Origin of the sequence: Bacillus sp. 0102A (assembly GCF_036765155.1) — a bacterium.
Lineage (GTDB): Bacteria > Bacillota > Bacilli > Bacillales > Bacillaceae > Bacillus > Bacillus subtilis_G.
On sequence record NZ_JBAIZW010000002.1, the window covers coordinates 464382 to 489253 of the forward strand.

27 protein-coding genes are annotated in these 24872 nt (G+C 41.8%); 10 read left to right on the forward strand and 17 right to left on the reverse strand.

Going from position 1 to position 24872, the window contains the following annotated elements:
• Positions 1 to 99 precede the first annotated feature (99 nt).
• On the forward strand, positions 100 to 585 hold the full coding sequence (locus V6D41_RS06730; RefSeq protein ID WP_333517673.1) for a peptidyl-prolyl cis-trans isomerase: 486 nt from the start codon (positions 100 to 102) through the stop codon (positions 583 to 585).
• Between the two features lie 2 nt (positions 586 to 587).
• On the opposite strand, the gene V6D41_RS06735 is transcribed toward V6D41_RS06730, so the two are convergent.
• Positions 588 to 1916 (reverse strand): PhoH family protein, encoded by a 1329-nt coding sequence (locus tag V6D41_RS06735; protein WP_333517674.1) that lies wholly within the window; start codon positions 1914 to 1916, stop codon positions 588 to 590.
• Between the two features lie 154 nt (positions 1917 to 2070).
• Between V6D41_RS06735 and V6D41_RS06740 the strand changes: the two genes are divergently transcribed.
• Together V6D41_RS06740 and V6D41_RS06745 are read left to right on the forward strand one after the other, a co-directional pair.
• A complete protein-coding gene (locus V6D41_RS06740) occupies positions 2071 to 2688 on the forward strand; it encodes a YhcN/YlaJ family sporulation lipoprotein (RefSeq protein WP_148961918.1) in 618 nt (205 codons plus the stop codon).
• Between the two features lie 95 nt (positions 2689 to 2783).
• On the forward strand, positions 2784 to 2993 hold the full coding sequence (locus V6D41_RS06745; RefSeq protein WP_333517675.1) for a YlaI family protein: 210 nt from the start codon (positions 2784 to 2786) through the stop codon (positions 2991 to 2993).
• 54 nt (positions 2994 to 3047) lie between these two features.
• On the opposite strand, the gene V6D41_RS06750 is transcribed toward V6D41_RS06745, so the two are convergent.
• Complete coding sequence (locus tag V6D41_RS06750) at positions 3048 to 3365, reverse strand: YlaH-like family protein (protein ID WP_003232274.1); 318 nt, start codon at positions 3363 to 3365, stop codon at positions 3048 to 3050.
• 56 nt (positions 3366 to 3421) lie between these two features.
• Complete coding sequence (typA, locus tag V6D41_RS06755; protein WP_087992181.1) at positions 3422 to 5260, reverse strand: translational GTPase TypA; 1839 nt, start codon at positions 5258 to 5260, stop codon at positions 3422 to 3424.
• Positions 5261 to 5372: 112 nt separating this feature from the next.
• Here typA and V6D41_RS06760 point away from each other — a divergent pair, with 112 nt between their 5' ends.
• Together V6D41_RS06760 and V6D41_RS06765 are read left to right on the forward strand one after the other, a co-directional pair.
• A complete protein-coding gene (locus V6D41_RS06760; protein WP_333517676.1) occupies positions 5373 to 5561 on the forward strand; it encodes a YlaF family protein in 189 nt (62 codons plus the stop codon).
• 470 nt (positions 5562 to 6031) lie between these two features.
• Complete coding sequence (locus tag V6D41_RS06765) at positions 6032 to 6643, forward strand: hypothetical protein (RefSeq protein ID WP_333517677.1); 612 nt, start codon at positions 6032 to 6034, stop codon at positions 6641 to 6643.
• A gap of 40 nt (positions 6644 to 6683) precedes the next feature.
• On the opposite strand, the gene V6D41_RS06770 is transcribed toward V6D41_RS06765, so the two are convergent.
• Genes V6D41_RS06770 through V6D41_RS06785 form a run of 4 tightly spaced genes read right to left on the reverse strand, consistent with a single transcriptional unit; the run spans position 6684 to position 9694 of the window.
• Positions 6684 to 6977, reverse strand: a complete 294-nt coding sequence (locus V6D41_RS06770; RefSeq protein WP_333517678.1) for an anti-sigma factor family protein — start codon at positions 6975 to 6977, stop codon at positions 6684 to 6686.
• Positions 6974 to 7495: an RNA polymerase sigma factor YlaC gene (gene ylaC, locus V6D41_RS06775; protein ID WP_333517679.1), complete on the reverse strand. Its 522-nt coding sequence runs from the start codon at positions 7493 to 7495 to the stop codon at positions 6974 to 6976. The genes V6D41_RS06770 and ylaC overlap by 4 nt, the downstream gene beginning before the upstream one ends.
• Positions 7495 to 7764 (reverse strand): hypothetical protein, encoded by a 270-nt coding sequence (locus tag V6D41_RS06780; protein WP_333517680.1) that lies wholly within the window; start codon positions 7762 to 7764, stop codon positions 7495 to 7497. Before V6D41_RS06780 ends, ylaC begins: the two co-directional genes overlap by 1 nt.
• Entirely contained in the window at positions 7754 to 9694 is a 1941-nt protein-coding gene (locus V6D41_RS06785; RefSeq protein ID WP_333517681.1) for a hypothetical protein, read from the reverse strand. The genes V6D41_RS06780 and V6D41_RS06785 overlap by 11 nt, the downstream gene beginning before the upstream one ends.
• A 273-nt stretch (positions 9695 to 9967) precedes the next feature.
• Here V6D41_RS06785 and nprE point away from each other — a divergent pair, with 273 nt between their 5' ends.
• Positions 9968 to 11533, forward strand: coding sequence for a neutral metalloprotease NprE (gene nprE / locus V6D41_RS06790; RefSeq protein WP_333517682.1), 1566 nt, complete (start codon positions 9968 to 9970; stop codon positions 11531 to 11533).
• Between the two features lie 363 nt (positions 11534 to 11896).
• Complete coding sequence (locus V6D41_RS06795; RefSeq protein WP_333517683.1) at positions 11897 to 12811, forward strand: class I SAM-dependent methyltransferase; 915 nt, start codon at positions 11897 to 11899, stop codon at positions 12809 to 12811.
• A gap of 81 nt (positions 12812 to 12892) precedes the next feature.
• On the opposite strand, the gene V6D41_RS06800 is transcribed toward V6D41_RS06795, so the two are convergent.
• The 3 genes from V6D41_RS06800 to V6D41_RS06810 all read right to left on the reverse strand — a co-directional run bounded on the left by V6D41_RS06800 (position 12893) and on the right by V6D41_RS06810 (position 14471).
• Positions 12893 to 13321: a GNAT family N-acetyltransferase gene (locus V6D41_RS06800; RefSeq protein ID WP_333517684.1), complete on the reverse strand. Its 429-nt coding sequence runs from the start codon at positions 13319 to 13321 to the stop codon at positions 12893 to 12895.
• Between the two features lie 25 nt (positions 13322 to 13346).
• Positions 13347 to 14144, reverse strand: a complete 798-nt coding sequence (gene suhB / locus V6D41_RS06805; RefSeq protein ID WP_333517685.1) for an inositol-1-monophosphatase — start codon at positions 14142 to 14144, stop codon at positions 13347 to 13349.
• Positions 14145 to 14282: 138 nt separating this feature from the next.
• Positions 14283 to 14471: a hypothetical protein gene (locus V6D41_RS06810; protein WP_087992243.1), complete on the reverse strand. Its 189-nt coding sequence runs from the start codon at positions 14469 to 14471 to the stop codon at positions 14283 to 14285.
• Positions 14472 to 14709: 238 nt separating this feature from the next.
• On the opposite strand from V6D41_RS06810, the gene V6D41_RS06815 reads away from it, so the two are divergent.
• Positions 14710 to 15348, forward strand: a complete 639-nt coding sequence (locus V6D41_RS06815; RefSeq protein ID WP_333517686.1) for a YktB family protein — start codon at positions 14710 to 14712, stop codon at positions 15346 to 15348.
• 36 nt (positions 15349 to 15384) lie between these two features.
• On the opposite strand, the gene V6D41_RS06820 is transcribed toward V6D41_RS06815, so the two are convergent.
• Complete coding sequence (locus V6D41_RS06820; protein ID WP_333517687.1) at positions 15385 to 15651, reverse strand: UPF0223 family protein; 267 nt, start codon at positions 15649 to 15651, stop codon at positions 15385 to 15387.
• A 184-nt stretch (positions 15652 to 15835) separates the two neighbouring features.
• Between V6D41_RS06820 and speA the strand changes: the two genes are divergently transcribed.
• A complete protein-coding gene (gene speA, locus V6D41_RS06825) occupies positions 15836 to 17308 on the forward strand; it encodes an arginine decarboxylase (protein WP_333517688.1) in 1473 nt (490 codons plus the stop codon).
• Positions 17309 to 17343: 35 nt separating this feature from the next.
• On the opposite strand, the gene V6D41_RS06830 is transcribed toward speA, so the two are convergent.
• A complete protein-coding gene (locus tag V6D41_RS06830; protein ID WP_082022512.1) occupies positions 17344 to 17463 on the reverse strand; it encodes a GapA-binding peptide SR1P in 120 nt (39 codons plus the stop codon).
• 418 nt (positions 17464 to 17881) lie between these two features.
• Here V6D41_RS06830 and slp point away from each other — a divergent pair, with 418 nt between their 5' ends.
• Complete coding sequence (slp, locus tag V6D41_RS06835; RefSeq protein WP_333517689.1) at positions 17882 to 18256, forward strand: peptidoglycan-associated lipoprotein Slp; 375 nt, start codon at positions 17882 to 17884, stop codon at positions 18254 to 18256.
• Between the two features lie 45 nt (positions 18257 to 18301).
• On the opposite strand, the gene lpdA is transcribed toward slp, so the two are convergent.
• The 5 genes from lpdA to V6D41_RS06860 form a co-directional block, all read right to left on the reverse strand.
• Positions 18302 to 19714 (reverse strand): dihydrolipoyl dehydrogenase, encoded by a 1413-nt coding sequence (gene lpdA, locus V6D41_RS06840; protein ID WP_333517690.1) that lies wholly within the window; start codon positions 19712 to 19714, stop codon positions 18302 to 18304.
• A 4-nt stretch (positions 19715 to 19718) separates the two neighbouring features.
• On the reverse strand, positions 19719 to 21050 hold the full coding sequence (pdhC, locus tag V6D41_RS06845) for a pyruvate dehydrogenase complex dihydrolipoyllysine-residue acetyltransferase (RefSeq protein ID WP_333517691.1): 1332 nt from the start codon (positions 21048 to 21050) through the stop codon (positions 19719 to 19721).
• Between the two features lie 108 nt (positions 21051 to 21158).
• Positions 21159 to 22136 (reverse strand): pyruvate dehydrogenase complex E1 component subunit beta, encoded by a 978-nt coding sequence (pdhB, locus tag V6D41_RS06850; RefSeq protein WP_072183597.1) that lies wholly within the window; start codon positions 22134 to 22136, stop codon positions 21159 to 21161.
• 3 nt (positions 22137 to 22139) lie between these two features.
• Positions 22140 to 23255, reverse strand: coding sequence for a pyruvate dehydrogenase (acetyl-transferring) E1 component subunit alpha (pdhA, locus tag V6D41_RS06855; RefSeq protein ID WP_087992195.1), 1116 nt, complete (start codon positions 23253 to 23255; stop codon positions 22140 to 22142).
• A gap of 494 nt (positions 23256 to 23749) precedes the next feature.
• Positions 23750 to 24841 carry a serine hydrolase domain-containing protein gene (locus tag V6D41_RS06860; RefSeq protein WP_087992196.1) on the reverse strand — a complete coding sequence of 364 codons (1092 nt, stop codon included), beginning with the start codon at positions 24839 to 24841 and terminating at the stop codon, positions 23750 to 23752.
• Positions 24842 to 24872: the final 31 nt, after the last annotated feature.

The window sequence follows — 24872 nt, forward strand, 5'->3', positions numbered from 1 at the left end:
CCACCCTCGCTCCCTGAGCATTTCAATACACATAATTTGTACACAAAGTGACAATTCATGCGAAAACTTTTATAATTTTGGGAGAAGGGGGTCATAACCATGAGTGTTATACAAGTAAAAGGCAATGTTACATATCCGATCACCATCGATCCGAGCGTATGGATTTTTGATGACCGCAAATTTTCGTTTGAACGCAAAGGGGACAGTCAAGATATACATTCACAATCAGTCGGGGATGAATCCGCTCTTGACCCTGAACGCGTGATCAGAGAGGGCCGGATTGCACCGCCGACATTAAAGACGGAAAAACAATACGAGAAGCAAAAACTAATGAACGGCAGTTTTGCCATGAAACTTGGGACTGTCCTGAAAAATGCTGAGCCTCTCAGCTCCGCGACACAATGCGTATTTGTCACAAGTTCGAAAAAGGCCGCCGTTCCTCTGGAAACCGCACTGAACAGTATTGTCCATTTCAGTGAGGCAGGCAAGCCAATCCAAGAAGGCGGCCCCGTTCATATTTATTTTGAAGATCCAGTTGATCACGATCAGCCGATCACCGATATAAAAGAAATTGAAATCATGTAAGCTTACAGCAAGTCAGCGGCAAGCTGGGCGAGACCCGATCTCTCGCCTTTTAGCAGCTTCACGCTGCCTGAGATGGGTTGTCCTTTAAACCGCTCAACCACGTAGGCTAAACCATTGTTCAGACTGTCTAAATATGGGTGATCAATTTGTTCTGGATCGCCCATTAAGACAATTTTACTGCCCTCACCGACTCTCGTCAGCAGCGTTTTCACCTCATGCCTGGTCAAATTTTGAGCCTCATCAATAATAATAAATTGATCCGGAATGCTTCTCCCCCTGATATAAGTCAGCGCTTCCACCTGAATTGAGCCAATACCCGCCAGAATGGCCTCAAGCTCCCCCGGTTTTTTCGCATTAAACAGAAACTCCAAATTGTCAAAAATCGGCTGCATCCAAGGCTTTAGCTTTTCCTCTTTTTCGCCGGGCAAATATCCAATATCCTTGCCAACAGGAACAATCGGCCTTGCGACGATCAATTTTTTATATATTCCCAAGTCTTCTGTCTGTAATAGCCCCGCCGCCAATGCTAAAAGCGTTTTGCCGGTTCCTGCTTTTCCGATTAGGGTGACGAGCGGAATATCTTCACGCAGCAAAAGCTCTAATGCCATTGTCTGCTGTACATTTTTCGGCCTGATTCCCCATACATGTTCATCGTCAAAAACAAGCCTTTTTAAGACCGTGCCTGTTTTATCCGCCATTCCGACGGCTGAAGAGGATCCTCCCAGCTCATCTTTCATTAATGCGAATTGATTCGGATAAAATGTGTGCTGTTTCATTTCATTTACTGTAATTTGATTTTTCCCATAAAAAGAGCTGAACAGCTGCTGGCTGATATATAAATCCTTATAGCCGTTGTACATTTCATCATTGTCCACAACCCGGTCATTTAAGAAATCTTCAGCATGCAGTCCGATCGCGTCCGCTTTCACTCTGACCAATACATCCTTGCTGACGAGAATAACCGGCCTGCCATCTTCCTTCGTTTCTTCCTCGAGGCTTAAATTTTTCGCAACAGCCAATATACGATTATCGTTCGTTTTTTCAATAAAGATCTCTTGCAGCTGGTGAAACGAACGATGATTCAGTTCAATTCTCAGTGTACCGCCGGTGTCGAGCGGGACCTGCTCATGCAGCCTTCCCTTTTGCCTTAAAGCATCGATCAGCTTAGATACGTGCCTTGCATTCCTCCCAACTTCGTCCATATACCTTTTTTTCGAATCAACTTCTTCTAATACAACAGCAGGGATGACAACCTCATTTTCTTCAAAAGAAAATATCGCGTTAGGATCCTGTAATAACACATTCGTATCTAACACATAAATTTTACTCAAGTCTCAGCCTCCTGATATAAAGGTCAAAGTTCTTCCTGCTTCTCTTACGATAAAAAAGGTGAATGCCTGCTAAAATATATGTTTTTGTGAATAAAGATAGAAGGTTAATTCAACAATAAAATTAATGAATGCATTTCAAGGAGGGAACCCGCAAGTGCGAATTCTTTTCATTATGATACAGCTGACGCTTATCCTGTCCGCATGTGCCTACCAACAAGGAAACCAGGATCAGAATGTTGAAAAAGAATCAACAAGGCAGCAGGAAACCAAACCGATTCACGTAAAGGACACAACTCAGGAGACAAAAGACAATGGGACAAGAGCGGATATTGCGAAGCATCTTGTCAGCGTTGCTGAAAAAATCCCCGATGTTAAGGATGCAACAGCCGTTGTGCTGGGAGGTTATGCCGTTGTAGGGATTGATGTCGATGATACTTTGGACAGAAGCAAAGTGGAAACCATTAAATATTCTGTAGCACAGGCTCTGAAAGATGATCGACACGGTGCCAACGCAGTTGTCATTGCTGACCCGGATACGGTCAGCCGCCTGAATGAAATGAGCAGAGAAATCAGTGAAGGCCGGCCGGTGACAGGCATATTAGATGAATTGGCTGCAATTGTCGGCCGAGTGCTTCCGGAAGTGCCTAACGATGTGATTGACGATGAAGATGAGCCGCAAACAAAGCAGCAAAATGACCAATTAAACAGAAAGCAGCAGCAGGAATTGGAACAGGAGCAAAACGATCAATCTGATCATCATATGAAAAAATAATAATCATGAAAAAGCTATAGCCTCGCGCTTTAGCTTTTTCTTATTTTGGACAGCTTCTGATCCGTGCTATAATACATGTTAGTGAAAGAGGTGATATGATGAGGGTCCAATGTTCTATTTGCGATAAAATTGAAACAATTGATGATGATACCCTGATCGCGAAACGGCTTCGAAACCGCCCGATCCATACATATATGTGCCAGGAATGCCACGATCGGATTACCGAAAAAACAGAAGAACGGCTGAAAACGGGAAAATTCGCATTTCACCCGGGACAGCAGAAGAAAGAAAAAGTCAAAAAATAAAGCGGCAGCTTTACCATACAGAACAAAAAGACTCAGCTCTTCAGCTGAGTCTTTTTATGATTTTGCAGACTGTCCTTTTTTCGACTGATACAGCCGAATTTTGTAAATGATTAAAATCAGCGCAGCGACGACCAATCCCTCTGCCACAGGCAAAAACACTCCTAAAAAGGTTAAAACAGTGCAGCCCAAAGCCAGAAATACATACACCACTGCTGATTTTAATACCGGAAGCCGTTTAGCAAATCCAAGCTTAAATACAATAACGGCCAACACAAAAATCGTGCCGTACAGCAGCCACATGCCTGCCGCAGGCTGCCGGTCTACTTGATATAGAGCGGCGAAGAACGACAGGCGTTCGCTTACGTCATTCAAAAAGATTCCCTCCCCTGTAAACGTACGGGTTCTATCTTTTCAAATTCTGCAAGAGATTAAGACAATCCTGCTGTTTTTTTCTTTTTAGCCGCTTTTTCACGTTCGTTTTTATTGAGGATTTTCTTTCTTAAACGGATGGATTCAGGCGTTACTTCACAGTATTCATCTTCGTTTAAGTACTCTAGAGACTCCTCAAGAGACATGATGCGCGCTTTTTTAATTGTAGTTGTCTGATCCTTTGTCGCAGAGCGGACGTTCGTCTGCTGTTTCATTTTGCTGACGTTAACAACAAGGTCGTTGTCACGGTTATGCTCTCCAACAATCATTCCTTCGTATACTTCAGTACCTGGCTCAACAAAGATGACACCACGGTCTTCAATTCCTTGAATACCATAAGATGTCGCTTTTCCGTTTTCCATTGACACAAGCACACCTTGACGGCGTCCGCCGACTTGGCCCGCCTGCATCGGCTGGTAGCTGTCAAACGTATGGTTAAGAATACCAAAGCCGCGTGTTAATGATAAGAACTCTGTGGAGTACCCGATCAGTCCGCGGGAAGGAACAGTAAAGATGAGACGGACTTGGCCGTTACCATTGTTGATCATGTCAATCATTTCGCCTTTGCGGGCACCCATTGATTCCATGACAGAGCCTGTATGCTCTTCCGGTACATCGATTTGCACACGCTCAACAGGCTCACAGCGTACACCGTCGATTTCTTTGATGATAACTTCAGGTTTTGAAACTTGAAGTTCATAGCCTTCACGGCGCATATTTTCAATCAGAATTGACAAGTGGAGCTCACCGCGTCCGGAAACAACCCAAGCATCAGGAGAAGCTGTTGGCTCAACACGCAAGCTCACATCCGTCTGAAGCTGTGAATGAAGACGCTCTTCAATTTTGCGGGCCGTTACATATTTACCTTCACGACCTGCAAACGGACTGTTATTCACGACAAATGTCATTTGAAGTGTCGGTTCATCAATGCGAAGCACTGGAAGCGGATCTTGATGGTCTACAGGACAGACCGTTTCACCAACATTAATATCTTCCATGCCGGAAACCGCAACGAGGTCTCCCGCTTTTGCTTCTTCAATTTCCACCCGCTTTAAGCCTTGGAAACCGAAAATTTTTGTTACACGGAATGACTTAGCCGTTCCGTCAAGCTTCATAAGAGAAACCTGCTGACCGACTTTCATCGTACCGCGGAATACGCGTCCGATTCCGATACGGCCTACATAATCATTGTAGTCAAGAAGGGCAACTTGGAACTGAAGCGGCTCCTCTGCATTTTCAACAGGTGCCGGAACATGCTTAATAATGGTTTCATATAAAGATTCCATGTTTTCATCCTGCTGTTTCGGATCAAGACTCGCTGTACCATTAATCGCTGAAGCATATACCACTGGGAATTCAAGCTGCTGTTCATTGGCATCAAGCTCAATGAACAGATCAAGAACCTCATCGATTACTTCCTCAGGACGAGCAAAGTCACGGTCAATTTTGTTGACAACAACAACCGGGTTCAGGTTTTGCTCAAGGGCTTTTTTCAGAACAAAACGAGTCTGAGGCATACAGCCTTCATATGCGTCAACGACAAGCAGTACGCCGTCAACCATTTTCATAATCCGTTCTACCTCTCCCCCAAAGTCTGCGTGTCCAGGGGTATCCAAAATATTGATGCGTGTATCTTTATAGTTAATCGCTGTATTTTTCGCCAAAATTGTAATGCCGCGTTCGCGTTCAAGATCATTAGAGTCCATTGCGCGTTCAGCAACCTGTTCGTTGGCACGGAACGTACCAGCTTGATGTAAAAGCTGATCAACTAGAGTCGTTTTTCCATGGTCAACGTGGGCAATAATCGCGATGTTGCGAAGATCGTTTCGAAGTTTCACTTTTTCATCTCCTAAAAAAATTAGATAACTTTCATATTATACCACACTTCCTCTTTAAAAGCGTCACGTTTTTCAGTAAACTTACTATAAGACGTAAAAGGGGATGGAAAATATGAAAAAAAAGAATTGGCTTTTCCTATTATTTGCATTTGCAGCAGTTTTCAGCATTATGCTGATCGGCGTCTTTATCGCTGAAAAAAGCGCCATAGGCATTGCAGGGAGCATTGTACTTGTTTGCGCCGTTATGGGCGGCGGATTTACATTAAAAAAGAAAATGCGCGAGCAGGGCTTGCTTGATTAAAAGCATTGCCCCGCAGGAAATATTATAATCAAAAAACACCGCAAAGAAAGCAGTGTTTCAAATTGTTGACAAAATGCTAAAATGGTTTTCATTTTAGCATTTTGTATCTTTTCAGTGTGATTGAAAACCCTTGAAGTCTAGGAAGGGCGTGCATCGGAGCACAGCCAATGTTCGAATTCGTGAGCACCGACGTGCAGCCTTGACAACGAATGCGAGAGTTTGTCGACACGCTGAAACACCGCAAAAAAGCGGTTTTTTTCATTTTATTAAGCCTTATCTCCCCTGTTTCTTAGTCTGGAAGATGTAAAACAGCATTCATACATAGACAAACGTTCTCATGATGACTCATGTGACCGGTAAAAAATAGTCCGGCAACATATACATAAAAGTCCATAGAGCCTATTTCTCCTCCTCCAATCTCTCCCTATAATGGGATTCGTAGCACAATTCATAAAAGGGAGAGAAGAAACATGAAGAAAACATTTGTAAAAAAAGCTATGCTAACAACTGCCGCAATGACCTCAGCTGCTCTATTCACGTTCGGCCCTGATGCAGCCAGCGCAAAAACATTGACTGATAACACTGCTGTTCATGTTCAGCATCAGACAATCACTAACGAAGATCTCAATACATTCATTGATATATTAAATCAATGTATATACGAACAAGACGGTGTGTATTATTTTGACAGTGAAAAAGCTGTCGAGTTAGGAATGACAAAAGAAGAGGCTCAAGTAATTTCAACATTATGGGAATCGACATCAGAATTTTTCAGCGTTGTTTCACAATGTGTGTATGCCGAAGATGGAAATTACAAATTTGATACAGAAAAAGCAATTGAACTTGGCTTCACAGATAAAGAAGCACTCGCACTTGAACAATTTTTCTCCGCTGTTTCCTTAAAGATTCACATTCTTCAAGCAGCAATTGTATTACAAGAAGGTGTGTACAGCTATGATAAAGATGCAGCCGTACAAGCAGGGGCGACACCTTCGCAAGCTGATGTTTACGGCAAACTCTTCAGTGCTCTGCCACAAGAACAGCTTGCCGCAATCTACGATATGATCCATCCTGAAGCTTAATCTAAAAAAGCGCTTGCCGCAGTCGGACAAGCGCTTTTCTTTATATGAGCAGTTTGATGATCAGCATCACGGCTACCGCCGCTCCGAACCAGCAGGCAGCTTTAACGATCAGCAAACCATAGTACCTCTGTTTGAACCGCATTTCTTCTTCCGGCAGAAAAGCCTCCTCAACGGCCTGTCCACCTTCCAATTCAAAAGGCTCAACCATCATGTCATACATCTCTCTGCAGCTGCTGCAGGTCTTTAAATGTTCTTCAATGACGTGTTCCGTTTCACTTTTACAATCACCTTCAAGATACAGAGGAAGCAGGTCTCTTACTAGAAAGCAGGTCATATCCGCTCCTCCTCTCTTCTTTTCGCCATGTTTTTCTTTAGCTCTAATCTGGCCCGGTGCAGTGTGGTTTTCACCTTTGAAAGACTCCATCCTAATATCTCAGCGATTTCTTCATAAGAAAGCTCTTGGAATTCTCTTAAAATCAAAACGGATTGATGCTGATCTTTTAACAGCAGGATCTCCTGCCGCAACGTTTCGCTTTTTACCGTCCGTGACAGATACTGTTCAGGCTGCTCATAAGTTGTTTGCGTTAATCCTTCATTTTTGCTGATATCAGTCAATTGGTATTTGACATCCCTGCGGTACCAATTGACAAAGGTATGATGTGCAATGGTGTAAAGCCACGTTCTGATGGAAGAATGCCCCCTAAACGAAGCCAGGCCGTTAAGAGCTTTTACAAACGTGTCCTGCGCTAAGTCCTTGGCTGTTTCAAGATGATGAGTCCTTCTGAATAAATAATTTAAAATTTCTCGGTAATACTGTCGATACAAGTCCTCAATAGAATCCCTATGCTTCATTAGAAATAAAACCACACCGTCATCCAAATAGCCAATAAAATGAAACAGATATACATGGCAGACAGGTATACTTTCATATGTCTGATTTGGCTCTCTTCTTCAGCACCCGGGCTTCTTTTTGAACAAGATTCACTCTTTAAGCCTTCCGCATTCTTTTGAAATAACGGCTCTTGCTGTCTCATCCATTCCATTGATTCATCCTCTAGCACTCCTTCTTTATATAGGTCATATAAATCTAAAAATACAGACGCTTTTTCTTTATGATTCATATAGGCTTTCCACCTCTTGTGTGTCTCCATCCACCACATAAGCATCATGGCGGTTTGAGCCAAACGGCTGAATAATGATCAGCCATGCATAATGGCGTTCATTCCCTCTTTGAACGATAATTGGACGCATACGTTTTTTGTAAATGACATCCTGGTATGCAGAAGCTACTTTTTCATAAGCCAATTTTCCATCACGATACGTATATGGAAATGCCCTATCGAGTGTATCGCTGTACACATAAGCGTTTAGCTGACCTTGATCTTCAAAAAGCTCATATGTTTTAGAAGAATCAGTAAACATCACCATGTCACTCTGCCTGCTTTTTTTCTTCATTTCTGATACATCAGCATTGAAGACCGATAATATCTGCCGCTGCAGCTTGTTGTTTGTCAGTGAAATATTCTTTTTCATTGGAAGCGAAAGACTATGTAAACAACCAGATTCACTCTCGAATTCCAAAACAATTCCATCTCTCGTTTCAACGCGCACCAAGCTTCCAAGCAGGCTGTCGCTTTCAATATCAGTGATCTGATAAGGCTGTTTCGGTATGTTTAAAGCTGTAAACACTTCCTTCACTTTGTCTTGTATGTCTTGTTCTGTTACATGAACATGCAGAAGAGAATCAAGCTGATAAATTGAAGGGTCTTCACTAAAGCCCATTAGTGTTTCCTTTTCCCAATAAAATACCGTTCCATCATCTTCATGATCTTTTTTATGAAGTTGATTTTTCAGATATATACGAACGACTATCTGGCCGTCTTCTTTAGATACCGTTGTTTCGATGTGATCTTTATTTAACATACGGCCGTGTCGCTCAAGGAAAGCGATGGACTTCCGCATGTATTCCTGATCCGTCAGCGTTTTCCCCCGCGGCTTTTTCAAGTACTGATAATTTTTAATCAGCTGTGATACTTCATCCACTTCAGCCTCATAGCTCAAGTTTTCAAATGAATAGAAATAATGCACATCCATCTTTGTATCATGTAAATACAATGTCTCATCCGTAGGAAAAAATGACTTAATAATTTGTTCCGCTTTTTCAGATGAAATGTGCTCTCCTACAAAATTGAATGAGTCATGAACATTTGCCGGCTTTGATACAGCGAAAGCAGCCGTTGCTACGTTATATATCGGATTTAAGAGAAAGACAAAAAACAGAATGACAGCCATCGGCAGCCACTTATTCACACGCGCATAAACCTTGCCTGACTTTTGGAACAGATGATAGCTCATCAAAAATCCCGCCATTGCTAAATAAATCGTATATGGCATTACTGCACCATAATCTATGGAGATTTGATTGGGATATGGCGTAAGCAGCAGGACGAGCAGTCCGATAATCAGCGTATAAAATAAACCTAGTAAAATCTTATTTGTTCTCCAATACAGCTTAAAAAACAGTACATTCAACACAATAGGAAGAATGATGATGAAAAACAGGAACACGAATTCAATTGGTTCGATCCCAGTAGGATATTCATTCCAATACGAAAAGAAACTGAATATCATTTGTACGATCGGCAAACTGACAACGGCGAGATCGAACGTATAAAACATACCTTTTCCGCCATGATCACGAGGCATCAGCATATAGTGAAAAGCCGTCAGTAGCACATACCCGTATAACAAAAAATGCACCAGCGGTAGCAGTTCATTGCCGTCCTCTCTTAAGTAAGCGCTGGTAAAGTTTGTTGCTTGCACCTGATGAATGAGTTCAACAGACACCCCGGCCAGCAACACAATCCGCAATGAGACACCTGCCAAGAAAATGGTGCGGTACCGGTTTATCTTGGGATGGTGCACCAAAACATATAAGCCCGCCAAAACTACAATTGCCCATTGAATCAGCAAGGTGCTTTGCCTGCTTAATATAAAATAACGTTCGAAATGCAATACATAATGACTGAATAAATCCAACACGAACAACAATCCTTTACTTCTTATTAAGGCCTCATTCGGTTAGACAGCCGGCTTGCCCAAAAGTTTCAATAAGAAACAAATATTTCTTTTCTTCCCCATAACTCTTGCAATGAGCCATCACATGACACTTGACTCATCTGGATATTATTCAGCAAAAATAAACACAGGACATTTCTATCAATTTTGTCTAGTTATGTTAGTTTTTGTTGAGTATTCCAAAATGCTAGTTTAATATAACGATATAAATATTTTTCAGTATTTTCAAAAAAAGGGGGATTTATTGTGGGTTTAGGTAAGAAATTGTCTGTTGCTGTCGCTGCTTCGTTTATGAGTTTGTCAATCAGCCTTCCTGGAGTTCAGGCTGCTGAAAATCATCAGCTTAAAGAGAATCAAACTAACTTCCTCTCCAAAAACGCAATAGCTCAATCAGAGCTCTCTGCACCAAATGACAAGGCTGTCAAACAGTTTTTGAAAAAGAACAGCAACATTTTTAAAGGTGACCCTGCCAAAAGGCTGAAGCTTGTCGAAAGTACTACTGATGCCCTTGGGTACAAGCACTTTCGATATGCGCCTGTAGTTAACGGAGTGCCTATTAAAGATTCACAGGTGATCGTTCACGTTGATAAATCCGATAATGTCTATGCGGTCAATGGTGAATTACACAATCAATCTGCTGCAAAAACAGAAAACAACCAAAAAGTCTCTTCTGAAAAAGCACTGGCACTCGCTTTCAAAGCCATCAGCAAATCACCAGACGCTGTTTCTAACGGAACAGCCAAAAATAGTAATAAAGCCGAGTTAAAAGCGATAGAAACAAAGGATGGCAGCTATCGTCTTGCTTACGACGTGACGATTCGCTATATCGAGCCTGAACCTGCAAACTGGGAAGTCTTAATAGATGCCGAAACAGGCAGCATATTAAAACAGCAAAATAAAGTGGAACATGCTGCTGCCACTGGAAGCGGAACAACTCTAAAGGGCGCAACTGTTCCTTTGAACATCTCTTATGAAAGCGGAAAATACGTTCTAAGAGATCTTTCAAAACCAACAGGCACGCAAATCATCACATATGACTTACAAAACAGACAAAGCCGCCTTCCAGGTACGCTTGTCTCAAGCACAACTAAAACATTTACATCTTCATCACAGCGGGCAGCCGTTGACGCCCACTATAACCTCGGCAAAGTGTATGATTATTTTTATTCAAACTTTAAACGAAACAGCTATGATAACAAAGGCAGTAAAATCGTTTCTTCCGTTCACTACGGCACTCGGTATAACAATGCTGCATGGACAGGCGATCAAATGATTTACGGTGACGGCGACGGATCATTCTTCTCTCCGCTTTCCGGCTCATTAGATGTGACAGCACATGAAATGACACATGGCGTCACTCAAGAAACGGCCAACTTGATTTATGAAAATCAGCCGGGGGCATTAAACGAATCATTCTCTGACGTATTCGGTTATTTTACAGATACAGAAGACTGGGACATTGGTGAAGACATTACAGTCAGCCAGCCTGCTCTCCGCAGCCTGTCCAATCCGACAAAATACGATCAGCCAGACAATTACGCTGACTACCAAAACCTTCCAAACACAGATGAAGGCGATTATGGCGGCGTACACACAAACAGCGGAATTCCAAATAAAGCCGCTTACAATACCATTACAAAACTAGGTGTATCTAAATCACAGCAGATCTATTACCGTGCGTTAACAACGTATCTTACACCTTCTTCAACGTTCAAAGATGCCAAAGCAGCTCTCATTCAGTCTGCCCGTGATCTTTACGGCTCAACTGATGCCGCAAAAGTTGAAGCAGCCTGGAATGCTGTTGGATTGTAATGTTAGGAAAAGCCTGAGATCTCTCAGGCTTTTTTTCGTTACATGTATTGATTTCCTTTTCTGTTGTAAGCATAACCATTACAACGAAAGGATGATACCATGAGAATCAGCACCCGCTTCACGATAGCCGTACATATCGGTTTTACCCAGCATCATACTCTTAACATTGTAAAAGATTTTTTTAACTGCTATCTAAAGAATGAACGTATGCATATGAAATAAAGGAAGTTCATACGACTGAAGATAGAGCAAAAACATTTACAAAAAATTTTATTTGTGCTATAATTTACCATTAATATATTTGTATGTATAATAAGATTCTCCTGGCCAGGGGAATCTTATTTTTTTATGGAGGATCATTTCATGAGGAAAAATCAGTCCAGCTTAACGTCTTTGATTTCAGCTTTTGCCCGAGCGTATCACAGCCGATATGACACGCCTCTCATTTTTGATGATTTTATTGCAAAAGATCTTATTAACGAAAAAGAGTTTTCCAACATCAGCGAGAATATGATTCAAGGAATCACGTTTTTCAACAAAGAGATTGCTGAACGCCTGCAAAATGATCCCGAAGAAATATTAAAATGGGTTACGCAAGTCCAGCTGTCACCCACGCCCTTAGCACGTGCTTCGTATTGCGAAAAAGTCTTACACAACGAATTAATGCTTGGAGCAAAACAGTATGTCATTCTTGGGGCCGGGCTGGATACTTTCTGTTTTCGGCATCCTGAATTGGAAAACAGCTTAGAAGTTTTCGAGGTTGATCATCCGGCTACACAGCAATTCAAAAAAAATAAGCTGAAAGATGCAAAGCTGACCATCCCGGAGCACCTTCACTTTGTTCCTATGGATTTTACCAAAACGTTTTCCTATCAGCCTCTTATAGATGAAGGATTTGAAAACACAAAAACATTCTTCAGCCTTCTGGGAGTGTCTTATTATTTAACACGAGAAGAAAATGCAAGCTTGATCAGCCATTTATTTTCTCATGTCCCCTCAGGGAGCTCTATCGTTTTTGATTATGCCGACGAAACACTCTTTACTGCAAAAGGAAAGTCAAATCGAGTTGAACATATGGTGAAGATGGCTGCTGCAAGCGGAGAACCGATGAAATCGTGTTTTACTTATCAAGAAATTGAACATCTGTTAGAGTCAGCAGGTTTACTCATCTATGAACATCTATCACCCGACGACATTCATGACCTTTTCTTTGGCAATCGAACAGACGAGTTGTCAGCGTTTGAAACGATTCATTATATTCATGCGGTTAAAAAATAATGTTTCTTTTATCACAGATTCGCCTCTCATTTTTGGGAGGCTTTTTATGGTTAACAGCTTACAAAAAATAAGCTGCTGTTATCATACAGCAGCTTCCGCTAAAGGCTTCACCAGGATCATAAATGATTTGCCTCTATCATATTTCTCCATTTTCAACTGTTCAAACCCGCATTGACCCAAAAACAATATCCATTCACTGCGATCAATAGAAACTGCCGCAAACATCGCTTTATGTTTGGCTCTGAGCGATTTGCTGATCCGTTCAATGATCATCCTCGCATGCCCCTTTTTTTCTTCATCCGGGTCTACAAGCACCGTTCCCAGCCACGGCTTTCCGTTGGAAGGCGCCCATTCGAGATGATAGCTGAGGGCAACAGGCCGACCGTCTTTTTCCCATACAAGCCAGGATCCGTTGTACATGGAGTAGGAGATCATATAGCTTTCAGCATCTTTCTCCCCAAATTCCTCCTCTTTCCATACAGGATGAGCCTCCGCGAGCGTTTCTAACAAGCTGAGGTCGTCCTGTTCAAATAACCTACTTTCCAGCACGAAGGTACTCTTCAAATACTGTTTTATGTATAGTTGGTTTTCCGGCCAAAACACTGTGATTTTCTAAAAAGGTAAACGGCTCACCCTCAATGGTCGAATAAATGCCTCCCACTTCATTTAACAGTACACAGCCGGCCGCGTAATCCCATGGCGCAAGCCGCATCGTAATGTATGCATCTATTCTTCCTGCCGCGACATTCGCCAGCTCTAAAGCGGCAGAACCGTAGGAACGTGTGCCTCTAACTCTTTTCACAAGGGGCGCTAACACACTTGAATCAATTCTTCTGTTTTCCGTTATCCATGTCGCATTAATGCCAAGAATGGCTTCTTCAATAACGGTTTCTTTCAAAGGAGCCAGCTTCGTTTCATTCATATAAGCTCCTCTGCCGCTAAATGCGTGATAAAGTTCATCATGCACCACATCATAAATTAATCCGATTTTCCCTTCTCCGTTTTCAAAAATTCCGATTGAAATCGCAAAATTTCTTTGCTGGTGAACAAAATTCATCGTCCCGTCAATCGGGTCGATAATCCAGACGACTCCCTCCAATGAGTGGAGTTTGTCTCCTTGCCCTTCTTCGCCAAGTATGCGGTGTCCCGGAAACGTTTCTTGAATGCGGTCAATAAAAAACTTTTCCGTTTCTTTGTCAATATTGGTGACTAAATCATTCGGATTTGATTTTGTTTCAATTGTCAGGCTTTCATGCATGGAGTGTTTAATTCTCGCGCCTGCTTCCCTTACCCATTTTTTTGCAATTTCATCAATTTCCGTCCAATTTGTCATTCTTGTGTACCCTCTCTTCTATGTAGACCTTTATTTTATAGGATACTGATAACGGTGGTGAAAAAGCAAGGAAAATGAAAAATATCCCTTCTCATGTAAAAACGAACCATTCATGCGGTTCGTTTTCACTATCGCTTTTTACCCGTTAAGACGAATCCATTCTTTTCTGAGTCGCTCAAGTTTGTTTTTGCTTTGTTCAATTTGTTCTTCATTTTCTTTTTGAATTGCTTCATACAGGGTTGCCAATTCATAATCTACCTCTAGTCTCCAGACAGCTACACGATTGTTTTTCTCTTCCTTAAAACCCTCTTTCACAACTTGCCTCATTGTCTTTCGCCCCTTCCAGAGATCATTTGTTTGTAAAAAAGCATCCCATTTTGCCATTCAACAATGATTACTTCTTATATCGTATGATTGTTCTATTTACGCGTAACATGATTCTGAAAATTGTGTGTTTACCTATTGGTTTATTACCACATTTCCCCTTTCTTCAAACGCGTTCAATCTTTTTGACGCTCGTATGAACTGTGATAAAATATGTTTACTTGCATGAAGGAGGAAAATCATGACACAAATGCGTTTTACAGAAGAAGACTTTAACACATTTACAATAGAAGGCTTAGACGCGCGCATGGAGGTATTAAAAGAGACGGTCCGTCCGAAGCTTACAGCTCTAGGCGAACATTTTGCCCCGACTTTATCAGCTTTAACCGGAGATGAAATGTTTCCGCATGTGGCAAAGCACGCAAGAAGATCCGTCAATCCCCCTGCTGACAGCTGGGTGGCGTTCGCAAACAGCAAAAGAGGCTATAAAAAACTGCCGCATTTTCAGATTGGTTTATGGGAAAGCCACGTATTTGTGTGGTTCGCGATTATTTATGAATCCCCTATCAAAGAAGAATACGGCAAATGGCTTGAAGCGAATCAGGAAACCATAACAAAGAATATCCCAGACAGCTTCGTTTGGTCCGCAGATCACACAAAACCCGGAGTACATAAGCAGTCTGAAATGGATAAGGAACAGCTGAAGACGCTGTTTGAGCGTTTGCAGACTGTAAAGAAAGCCGAGCTGTTATGCGGCATTCAGCTTCAAAAAGAAGAAGTGCTGAATATGAATAACCAGGAATTCCTTCAGCGTATCGACGATGCTTTTCAGCAGCTTGCTTTCTTGTACCGCTTCACCCAAAAGGTATCACAATCATAAACAAGAGCCGGGGCAGGAATTGCCTCCGGCTCTTTCTTACATCTTAATCTTCGCCTGATCAGATTCTCTCGCCTGTTTCACCGTTCGATACGGAGAGTATGTACTTTGTTCTTCAAACTCGCCGCATAGCTTTTTTTCCTCGGCCTTCCCCGGTACAATTTCTTTAAAACGGCGGTAAACTTTAAGAAGCTCTTCGCGATCTGCGCCTTTTTCATATGCAAGCTCAACCTGCTGGAAAAACGCAATCACATCCACTGCTTCTTCAGTTGTCCAATCTTCATTCATTGGGTATTGATATCCCATTTTCTTCACTCCTTATAGATTTGCTCCCCTTAAGAGAAAGCATCTTCATTTGATCATAAATTGTTCTTTACATTCTTTCAAGTTCATAATATAATTCATTTGTTTTACGTCTAAAAAACGGTTGAGAAACTGATTTTAATACACACTATTATGCAGAGGTATGATTACAAAGGTGGGAAAACAATTGTCGCAACATGAAACACCCTTATATACAGGACTGAAAAAGCACGCAAGCAGACAGCCTGTTCAATTCCACATTCCCGGCCATAAAAAAGGGGCAGGAATGGATCCAGAATTCAGACAATTTATCGGTGAAAACGCGTTAAGCATAGATTTAATCAATATTGAACCATTAGATGACCTGCACGCGCCTAAAGGCATCATCAAGCAGGCACAAGATCTGGCGGCTGAAGCATTTGGCGCGGATCACACATTTTTTTCTGTTCAAGGAACAAGCGGCGCCATTATGACAATGGTGATGGCTGTATGCGGACCTGGAGATAAAATTATTATTCCAAGAAATGTGCACAAATCAATCATGACAGCTATTGTATTTTCCGGAGCAATTCCAATCTTTATTCATCCTGAAATTGACAATGAATTGGGCATTTCTCACGGCATTACGCTTGAGTCTGCTAAACGGGCGCTTACCGAACATCCAGATGCAAAAGGGCTTCTTGTTATCAATCCAACTTATTTCGGTGTTGCAGCCGACTTAAAAAGCATTGTTGAACTCGCTCATTCGTTTGATGTGCCCGTTCTAGTTGATGAAGCACACGGCGTTCACATTCATTTTCACGACGAATTGCCGCTTTCAGCCATGCAGGCAGGAGCGGACATGGCAGCTACAAGTGTACACAAGCTGGGGGGATCACTGACGCAGAGCTCTATTTTAAATATGAGAGAGGGTCTTGTTTCCAAAGACAGAGTGCAATCCATCCTGAGTATGCTGACAACAACGTCTACTTCTTACTTACTTCTCGCCTCTCTGGATGTTGCCAGAAAACGTCTTGCGACAGAAGGCCATCAGCTTGCTGAGGAGACACTGATGCTTGCCAACCAGACGAGAGACCGCCTCAATCAGATTGAAGGCATTTATTGTGTCGGTTCTGAGATTCTTGGTTCGAAAGCAGCTTACAGTTATGACCCGACAAAATTGATTATCTCTGTTAAAAGTCTTGGACTCACAGGTCATGATGTTGAAAAATGGCTTCGTGAATCCTTTAATATTGAAGTTGAGCTTTCTGATCTGTACAATATTTTGTGTATTTTCACCCCTGGTGACAGCCAAAATGATGCAGACCGGCTTGCAGAGGCTTTAACAGAGATTGCACATCATATGTCAGAAAAAGATATAATGCACCAGCAAACTGAAGTACTGCTTCCAGAAATTCCTTTATTGGCAATGACTCCGCGTGATGCTTTCTACGCAAATACGGAGGTCATCCCATTAAAAGAAGCATCCGGACGGATTATCGCTGAATTTGTAATGGTATATCCTCCTGGCATTCCGATCTTCATTCCAGGTGAGATTATTACAGAAGACAACATCAGCTATATTTTTAAGAACCTTGACGCAGGTCTACCGGTTCAAGGACCTGAAGATTCGACATTAAACATGATCCGGGTCATTAAAGAGCAAAAAGCGATTCAATAAATAAAAAGCATGCGGGCTCAGCCGCATGCTTTTTATTACTCTTCATCAACAGGACATTGACATTGTCCGCAGCATGATCCATATAATGTTGTCACTTTCTCATCTTCAAAGTAATGAATGGCTTCGTTGCAATCTTGGCAAACAATCGTTCCCATCTCTTATTCCCCATTTCTTTGAATTTTGAAAACGCTTAATTTCTCTTGTTGCTATTATATTAATATGTCACATTTAAAATGTCAACCGCAAACTGTATGTCACATTTAATTTTTATTTCGTTATATATAGTGTTTTTTTATTTTTCACCATACAATATCTTCTTCACGAAACAGCTTTAATCGATACATATGCAAAAATACATCCCGTGATTTCATGTTTTCTTGAACTTTTATGAACGAACGCAGCAATAAATTCTGTATACCCCCAGAATGGCATTTTAAACGATTGATATACTATGTAATCTCACTTTAAAAACGGTTTCAATTATATAACAATTAGGTAACAAGGAGCAGATTCAGCCGCCTCTCATGATAAACTAAAGCTAGTTTACTATTGTTTATACAGAGGAGAAGATAGATGCGATATCGCGCGGTATTCCCCATACTGATAATAGTATTTGCTTTATCGGGCTGTACGCTTTCCACCATCAATCCGATAAAAAAAAGCCGGATTGACAACATTCATCATACACAAATTTTGTTTTTTTCTGATGAAAACCAAATTAACGAGGAAGCGCCATATTACGATGCACTGCTTGATTTAGAAAAAGATTATCCTGAGCAAATAGATAAAATGAAGGTTTATGATAACAAAGAAGGCTGGGAAGATGAGATTGAAACCGTCCCTACCCTTATGGTTGTTGATCAGCGCCATGTCGTTGTAAAAATCGAGGGATGTGTGAAAAAGAAAGAAGACATCATTAAACCATTGCAGCATGTACTGTCAAAATAAATAAAACAGCCCCGCATTGAGCGAGGGCTGTTTTTGGTATGAGCATTATTTTACGATGTGAATCGGACTTCCGATTGCCACTTCAGCTGCTTCCATTGTGATTTCGCCCAATGTTGGGTGAGCGTGAATTGTCATCGCGATATCTTCAGCAGTCATGCCGCCTTCGATCGCTAAGCTTAATTCAGAAATCATATCAGAAGCACTTGCACCGGCGATTTGTGCACCGATTACAAGACCGTCCTCTTTACGAGTGATCAGCTTCATGAAGCCGTCTGTTTCGTTAAGAGAAAGGGCACGGCCGTTTGCTCCAAATGGGAATTTAGCAGCAACAATATCAAGGCCTTCTTCTTTCGCCTGTGCTTCAGTGTAACCAACTGATGCAAGTTCAGGCTCAGAGAAGACAACCGCAGGAATACCAAGGTAATCGATTTCTGCAGGCTCTCCAGCGATAGCTTCTGCTGCGATTTTACCTTCATAAGATGCTTTGTGAGCAAGCGGAGGTCCTTCGATGATGTCACCGATTGCATAAATGTTAGGTACGTTAGTGCGGCACTGTTTGTCAGTTTTCACAACACCGCGGTCCGTCATTTCAATACCGACTTGCTCAAGACCAAGCTCATCAGTGTTTGGACGGCGTCCTACTGTGATCAGTACGTAATCAGCATCAACAGTTTTTTCTTCGCCTTTTACTTCAAAAGTAACTGTTACGCCGTCTGGTTTTTCTTCAACGCCTTTAGCCATCGCATTTGTATGGATTTCAACGTTGCCTTTTTTCTTCAGTCTGCGTGTAACAAGAGAACTCATTTGTTTTTCGAAGCCAGGAAGAAGTTCATCTCCGCCTTCAAGAATCACAAGCTCAGTGCCGAAGTTAGCATACGCAGTTCCGAGCTCAGTTCCGATGTAGCCGCCGCCGATCACAACGAGCTTTTTAGGAATTTCTTTAAGAGCCAAAGCGCCTGTTGAATTTAGGACACGCTCAGTATATTTGAAGTTTGGCAATTCGATAGGACGAGAACCAGTTGCAATGATTGCGTTTTTGAACGTGTATGTTTGAGCAGAATTCTCATCCATGACACGAACTGAATTGCTGTCTACAAAGTAAGCTTCGCCTTTTACAACATCTACTTTGTTGCCTTTAAGAAGGCCAGCTACTCCGCCAGTAAGCTTGTTTACAACAGAAGCCTTCCATTCTTGAACTTTTGTGAAATCGACTGATACGTTCTCAGCAGTGATTCCCATGTCGTCAGAATGCTTTGCATTCTCATAACGGTGGCCTGCATTGATCAGCGCTTTTGAAGGGATACATCCAACGTTCAGACAAACGCCTCCAAGAGTACCTTTTTCAACGACTGTTACTTTTTGTCCAAGCTGTGCAGCGCGGATGGCAGCTACATAGCCGCCAGGTCCCGCACCGATTACAAGAGTATCTGTTTCAATAGGGAAATCTCCTACTACCATAACATTACGCCTCCATTAAAATTAATTGTGGATCGTTCAGTAAACGCTTGATGTGATTTAATGCATTTTGCGCAGTTGCTCCGTCGATCATACGGTGGTCGAAGCTGAGAGAAAGAGCTAAGACTGGAGCTGCTACGATTTCGCCATCACGAACAATCGCTTTTTCTGCAATGCGTCCGATACCAAGAATCGCAACTTCTGGATGGTTGATAACCGGAGTGAACCATTGTCCGCCGGCAGAACCGATGTTTGTAATTGTGCAAGATGCGCCTTTCATTTCAGCTGGAGCAAGCTTGCCTTCACGAGCTTTTGTTGCAAGGCCGTTGATTTCATCAGAAATTTCAAAGACAGATTTACGATCTGCATTTTTCACAACCGGTACAAGCAAGCCTTTTTCAGTATCAGCAGCGATACCGATGTTGAAGTAATGTTTTTGGACTACTTCTTCTGTTTTATCGTCAATTGACGTGTTTAAAACAGGGAATTTTTTCAGTGCAGATGTCAGAGCTTTTACAACGTAAGGCAAGAAAGTCAGCTTGATTCCTTGATCAGCAGCAACCTGTTTGAACTGTTTACGATGTGCAACAAGGTTTGTTACGTCCACTTCATCCATTAACGTTACGTGAGGAGCAGTGTGTTTAGAGTTAACCATCGCTTTTGCAATTGCTTTACGGATACCGCTCATTTTTTCGCGTGTTTCTGGGAATTCGCCCTCTGGAGCTGGTGCAGCAGCCGGTTTAGCAGCTGTTTCCTGCGGTGCAGCTGTTTCTTGCGGTGCAGCAGCTTCTTGCGCTCCTCCGTTTACAAAGCTGTCGATATCTTCTTTCACAACACGTCCGTTATTGCCTGAGCCAGTTACTTTACGGATGTCTACGCCTTTTTCACGAGCATATTTACGAACAGAAGGCATAGCGATGACGCGTTTGTTCGGGTCAACTTCAGCTTGATCCTGCTGTCCTGCGCCAGTTGCTTTTGCAGGCTCTTGAGCTTGCTCTTCTTTCGCAACGTCTTGTCCAGCTTCTGCAGTTGATTGAACTTGTGCTTCAGTTTTCGCATCGTCTGACTCTTCGCTGCCTTTAAATTGAAGGTCTTCGTAACCAGGTGCATCAAACGTAATGATCGTTTGTCCAACAGTTGCAACCGTTCCCTCTTCAACTTTTAATTCTAATACTTTTCCTTTAACAGGTGAAGGAATTTCTACTACTGCTTTATCATTTTGCACTTCAGCCAGTACATCATCTTCGTCTACCTCATCGTTAGGCTTGACAAACCATTTTACGATTTCGCCTTCGTGGATACCTTCCCCGATATCTGGAAGTTTAAATTCAAATGCCACAGTTTTCGACCTCCTAGTTTGATTAAGCAATTTTAACGTTTACATCGTAAGTAACAGATATATAATGGAGGGAAAACGCCCATCTTCCCTCTGAATTATGCAATTTGATTAAAATTCAAGTACTTTTCTTGCTGTTTCAAGAACGTCTTTATGGTTTGGAAGCCATACGCTCTCTGCTTGGGAGAAAGGAAATACTGTATCAGGCGCAGCCACGCGAAGTACAGGTGCTTCCAAGCTCAAGATCGCACGGTCATTAATTTCTGCTACCACATTAGCAGCAACACCGGCCTGTTTTTGCGCCTCTTGAACTACAATCGCGCGGCCTGTTTTTTCTACAGATGCGATGATTGTATCGATATCAAGTGGACTGACAGTACGAAGATCAATTACCTCAGCAGAAACGCCGTCTTTCTCAAGCTCCTCAGCAGCTTTTAATGATTCATGAACCATTGCGCCGTAAGTGATGATTGAAAGGTCAGTACCTTCACGTTTCACGTCAGCTTTGCCAAGCTCAATTGTGTATTCTTCTTCAGGAACTTCCTGACGGAAAGAACGGTAAAGCTTCATGTGCTCTAAGAAAACAACAGGATCATTGTCTCTGATTGCAGAAATTAAAAGTCCTTTGGCATCGTAAGGAGTTGACGGAATGACAACTTTGATACCAGGCTGCTGTGCAATAAGACCTTCTAAGCTATCAGCATGAAGCTCAGGAGTATGAACACCGCCGCCGAACGGAGAACGAATGGTTACAGGTGAAGTCCAGCGTCCGCCAGAACGGTAACGAAGACGGGCCATTTGTCCAGAAATAGAATCCATTACCTCATAAACGAATCCAAAGAATTGGATTTCCATAACAGGACGGTAATCCTGCAAACCTAAGCCGAGAGCAAGCCCGCCAATTCCAGACTCTGCAAGCGGCGTATCAAATACGCGATCCTCACCGAATTCTTTTTGAAGGCCTTCAGTTGCCCGGAAAACGCCCCCTGCAACGCCTACATCCTCTCCAAAAAGCAGAACGTTTTCATTGTTCTTCAGTTCTGTGCGTAACGCATCAGTGATCGCTTGAATCATTGTCATTTGCGCCATGGCTTATTTCGACTCCTTCTCTTTGTAAATTTCAAATTGTTCTTTTAAGTTAAATGTCGGCTCTTCGAACATATTCTCAATTAACTCTGTTACTTTTGGTTTTGGTTCGCTGTCAGCTTTTTTGATGGCCTGTTTGATTTCTTCTTTAGCCTGTTCGATGACTTTGTTCTCTTCTTCTTCAGACCATAGCCCTTTATTCTCTAGGAACTTGCGGAAGCGTACGAGCGGGTCTTTAAGTTCCCATTCGTTTTCTATTTCTTTTGTACGGTACTTAGTCGGATCGTCTCCAGACATTGTATGTGGTCCGTAACGGAATGTAAGAGTTTCAATCAAGGTCGGACCTTCACCGTTAATTGCACGTTGGCGCGCTTCTGCTGTTGCAGCGTAAACAGCAAGGGCATCCATTCCATCAACTTGAACACCTGTAATACCGGCTGCAACTGCTTTTTGGGCAATTGTCTGTGCTGATGATTGCTTTTCTACAGGCGTTGAAATCGCATATCGGTTGTTTTGCACGACGAAAATCGCTGGCGCTTTAAATGCTCCGGCAAAGTTCATCCCTTCATAAAAGTCACCTTGTGAAGCTCCGCCGTCTCCTGTATAAGTGATCGCTACCGATTTTTTACCTCGCTTTTTAAGTCCTAAAGCTACACCTGTTGTTTGAATGATTTGTGCGCCGATGATAATTTGAGGTGATATCGCATTTACTCCCTCAGGCATTTGGTTGCCTTTAAAATGGCCTCTTGAGAATAGGAACGCTTGGTATAAAGGAAGTCCGTGCCAAATCAGCTGAGGGACATCTCGATAACCAGGAAGAATAAAGTCATCCTGCTCAAGGGCAAAGTGTGATGCAATTTGAGAAGCCTCTTGACCTGCTGTAGGCGCGTAGAAACCTAAACGTCCTTGACGTGATAGAGAAATCGAACGCTGGTCTAAAATGCGGATGTATACCATTCTTCTCATTAATTCTTTTAGTTGATCGTCTGAAAGATCGGGCATTGCCTCTTTATTTACGACTTCTCCTTCAGCATTTAAAATTCGAAACGTTTCAAACTGCTTATTAATAGCGTCAAATTGTTTTTTGCTATCAACAATTGAAGTTTTTGTCTTTGCAGCCATCTTTTAAACCACCTCTTCTTTTGTTTAAACGGGGTTTGATACCGTTCATAATCCGTATTAAAAACACTCTTATCATGCTCTGCAATTCTAAAATTAATCATTCAGAAAATCACAAAAAATAAGCAAAGATAATGACGTTTAAACTGTACTAATAAAAATAACTTTTTCATTAGTACAATAATCAACAAACATAGTTTACAGCAATTCCACAGAGCCGTCAATTATTTATAAACTAAAATTGAAACCGCTTTGAAAATAGGGAGAGTGCGAAAAAAACTGTACTATAAAAGATGAAAAACTGTATTATAAAAACAGAATGTTGTAATACAGTTAAAAAAGTAAAAAAATAAAATAAGTTTTTTAACGAACTGTTACAAACCGTAAAGTGTCGGGGAAGTAAACGCAGTGTGAATAAAGAGGAGGTATTTTTGGGTTCCGCCTGCTTGGCAGGCGGAACCCAAAAATACTTTTACTAATTTTAATCTGTTATCCGTTTATTCAATGCCAGCCCACACAATGTTCAGCGGAGTTAAAACAGCATGAGGATTAAACTCTGAAATCGGCGTGAAAAACACATACGTAAACTCTTCTGCCGGATCTGAAAAAAGACCGCACCACCCCATTCCGAGATGCGAAAAGGTTCCTTCACTCATAAAATAATGTTCCCCGGCAGGCCATAGATTGATTCCTAAACCAAAATCCCCTTTTTCTCTCGGAGCTCCGAAGAAGTAAAAGGGAAGTCCCTCCTTTATTTGATTTCGCAACATAGACTCGACTGTTTTTTTACCAAGTAGTTTCTTCTCTTCAAACCGGCCTTTATTTCTAAACATTTCTGCCAGCTTCCAAATGTCTTTCAATGTCGAATACAGCCCTGTAGTCGCTTTATTCGGAAAGTAGGGGTGTCGTTCTTCAACCAGCTGCTCACTCTCGTTATTATTGATAATACAAACTTCAGATTTTAAAGCATTAGGGACATAAAAAAATGTTCTATCCATACCAAGCGCTTTAATAATATGCTTTGTCACATACTCTTCGTAAGACATACCGGTTACTTTTGAAATGATTATTCCTAAAATAACAAATCCAGTTCTGGAATAATTCCAGGCCTCATCAACTTTGTACTCTAGAGGCGTATTGACCAGATAAGCGACCCATTCATTCTCATTTGTTAAGTCAATGCCATTTGCCTTTTGAAGATCCAGATCAAAAGCCAATCCTGCCGTATGAGTAAGCAGATGAAGTATTTTAATTTCGTTAAATCCAGGTTTATCAAATGCAGAGAGAAATAGTTTAATAGGCATTTTTAAGTCGAGCAGTCCCTTTTCTACCAGCTGCATAACAGCAATTGCGGTAAAGACTTTTGTTAGAGAACCAATTTCTCTGATTGAATCAAGTTTGAATTTTTTCGTCTCATTCTCTTTACCCAGAAACTCTCCAAGCGAATCGGCTGCAAAGATTTCTCCGCCCCTTGACATAATGTAACTTGCACATTGTAAGTCTCCATCATCTATCATAGTCTGATAGTGACGGCGCAGCGCGTCAATTTGCTTGGTATCAAAAGCTGGATTACTCAATGTATGTTTCACAGTTGTTTCTCCCCTTATAGAATTATCGTTT

Bases quoted from the DNA above. Each gene is read 5' to 3' on its own strand.
- V6D41_RS06730 (WP_333517673.1), top strand. From the start codon at position 100: ATGAGTGTTATACAAGTAAAAGGCAATGTTACATATCCGATCACCATC.
- V6D41_RS06745 (WP_333517675.1), top strand. From the start codon at position 2,784: ATGATGAGGGTCCAATGTTCTATTTGCGATAAAATTGAAACAATTGAT.
- V6D41_RS06760 (WP_333517676.1), top strand. From the start codon at position 5,373: ATGAAAAAAAAGAATTGGCTTTTCCTATTATTTGCATTTGCAGCAGTT.
- V6D41_RS06765 (WP_333517677.1), top strand. From the start codon at position 6,032: ATGAAGAAAACATTTGTAAAAAAAGCTATGCTAACAACTGCCGCAATG.
- V6D41_RS06770 (WP_333517678.1), bottom strand. From the start codon at position 6,977: ATGACCTGCTTTCTAGTAAGAGACCTGCTTCCTCTGTATCTTGAAGGT.
- ylaC (WP_333517679.1), bottom strand. From the start codon at position 7,495: ATGAAGCATAGGGATTCTATTGAGGACTTGTATCGACAGTATTACCGA.
- V6D41_RS06780 (WP_333517680.1), bottom strand. From the start codon at position 7,764: ATGAATCATAAAGAAAAAGCGTCTGTATTTTTAGATTTATATGACCTA.
- V6D41_RS06795 (WP_333517683.1), top strand. From the start codon at position 11,897: ATGAGGAAAAATCAGTCCAGCTTAACGTCTTTGATTTCAGCTTTTGCC.
- suhB (WP_333517685.1), bottom strand. From the start codon at position 14,144: ATGACAAATTGGACGGAAATTGATGAAATTGCAAAAAAATGGGTAAGG.
- V6D41_RS06810 (WP_087992243.1), bottom strand. From the start codon at position 14,471: ATGAGGCAAGTTGTGAAAGAGGGTTTTAAGGAAGAGAAAAACAATCGT.
- V6D41_RS06815 (WP_333517686.1), top strand. From the start codon at position 14,710: ATGACACAAATGCGTTTTACAGAAGAAGACTTTAACACATTTACAATA.
- V6D41_RS06820 (WP_333517687.1), bottom strand. From the start codon at position 15,651: ATGGGATATCAATACCCAATGAATGAAGATTGGACAACTGAAGAAGCA.
- V6D41_RS06830 (WP_082022512.1), bottom strand. From the start codon at position 17,463: ATGGGAACGATTGTTTGCCAAGATTGCAACGAAGCCATTCATTACTTT.
- slp (WP_333517689.1), top strand. From the start codon at position 17,882: ATGCGATATCGCGCGGTATTCCCCATACTGATAATAGTATTTGCTTTA.
- lpdA (WP_333517690.1), bottom strand. From the start codon at position 19,714: ATGGTAGTAGGAGATTTCCCTATTGAAACAGATACTCTTGTAATCGGT.
- pdhB (WP_072183597.1), bottom strand. From the start codon at position 22,136: ATGGCGCAAATGACAATGATTCAAGCGATCACTGATGCGTTACGCACA.
- pdhA (WP_087992195.1), bottom strand. From the start codon at position 23,255: ATGGCTGCAAAGACAAAAACTTCAATTGTTGATAGCAAAAAACAATTT.